1 protein-coding gene and 1 pseudogene are annotated in these 1683 nt (G+C 69.7%); both read right to left on the bottom strand.

Translation table 11 applies throughout. The annotated features are described in order from the left end of the window. Positions 1-68 precede the first annotated feature (68 nt). Positions 69-1205, bottom strand: a complete 1137-nt coding sequence (gene mnmA, locus AC5RUJ_RS15890; protein WP_494012523.1) for a tRNA 2-thiouridine(34) synthase MnmA — start codon at positions 1203-1205, stop codon at positions 69-71. Between the two features lie 88 nt (positions 1206-1293). Then, positions 1294-1683: pseudogene (locus AC5RUJ_RS15895) on the bottom strand (cysteine desulfurase NifS); the annotation flags it as partial.

Consider the following 1683-nt stretch of genomic DNA (forward strand, 5'->3'; position numbering starts at 1 on the left):
GGCCCGAAAGGACGACCGCCGCCGGCGCGGCCCGGACGAAGGGGTCCCGCGCCGGGCGGGCCCTTCATCTAGGAAACGTTGGCCGGGTCCCAGCTCAGCGAACGCGCCGAATCGATGGTTGCCTGGCCCAGCACCCTGGTTCCTTGGTAGAGCACCATGGTCTGGCCCGGGGCCACGCCGCGCATCGGTTCGATGAGGGTCACGACCAACTGCTGCCGGCCATCCTCGCCAACCTCCGCCTGCGCCCGCGCCGCCACCGGGTCGCCGTGCGCGCGGACCTGCACCATGCAGTCGAACTCGGTGTGCGCCTCGACCTCGGGCAACGGCAGGCCCGCCCAGGAAACCTTGATGCCGCGCATCTGGTCGACGGCCAGCAGGTCCTCGGGTCCCACCACCACCTTGTTCTCCTTGGGCCGGATCTCCAGCACGAACCGCGGCTTGCCGTCCGGGGCGGGCCGGCCCAGCTTCAGTCCGCGGCGCTGGCCGACGGTGAACGCATTGGCGCCCTCGTGTTCGCCGACCACCTGGCCGTCCTGGTCAACGATGGATCCCGATTCCATCTCGATCTTTTCGGCCAGCCAGCCGCGGGTGTCGCCGTCGGAAATGAAGCAGATGTCATGGCTGTCCGGTTTGTTCGCCACGGAGAGCCCGCGCGCCGCCGCCTCGGCGCGGACCTCGGCCTTGGACGGCGTTTCGGCCAGCGGGAACATCGAGTGTTTGAGCTGCTCGTGGGTCAGCACGCCCAGCACGTAGGACTGGTCCTTGGCCCAGTCGGCGGCGCGGTGCAGTTCGCGGTTGCCGTGCTCGTCCTCGATGACCTTGGCGTAGTGGCCGGTACACACCGCGTCGAACCCCAGCGCCAGAGCCTTCTCCAGCAACGCGGCGAACTTGATCCGCTCGTTGCAGCGCATGCAGGGGTTCGGCGTCCGGCCGGCGGCGTATTCGGCGATGAAATCGTCCACCACGTCTTCCTTGAACCGCTCGGAGAAATCCCAGACGTAGTACGGGATGCCCAGAATGTCGCAGGCACGCCAGGCGTCACGCGAATCCTCGATGGTGCAGCAGCCCCGGCTGCCGGTGCGCAGGGTGCCGGGCATCCGGCTCAGGGCCAGGTGCACGCCCACCACGTCGTGGCCGGCCTCCACCGCCCGTGCCGCCGCCACGGCGGAGTCCACGCCGCCGCTCATCGCTGCCAGTACCTTCATGAATTCGTTTCCCTACTGATTCGTTGTCGTGTCCCCGCGGCCGCCACGTTCCGTGCACCCCACCGCACCTGCCCGGTCCGCCGAGGCCTCAGCCGAACTGCGTGCCCGCGGTCTGGATGCTGGAGACGTGGCCGGCCATCCCGGCCTTCCTGGCCCGCGCGTATGCCTCCGGCAGCGCCGCCACCAGTGAGTCAACGTCTGACTCGGTAGTTGTATGCCCGAGCGTGAAGCGCTGGGCCCCGCGGGCTTCTTCTTCGCTCAGCCCCATGGCCAGCAGGACGTGCGACGGCCGGGGCACTCCCGCGGTGCAGGCCGACCCGGTGGAGGACTCCACGCCGGCCAGATCCAGCAGGAACAACAGCGAATCGCCCTCGCAGCCCGGGAAGGTGAAATGCGCGTTGCCGGGCAGCCGCAGGCCCTCGTGCTGCGGATCCGGAGTGCCCCGCAACACCGCCTCCGGCACGCCGCGCGCGACGCC

It is taken from the genome of Arthrobacter sp. Y3223164, assembly GCF_059091005.1.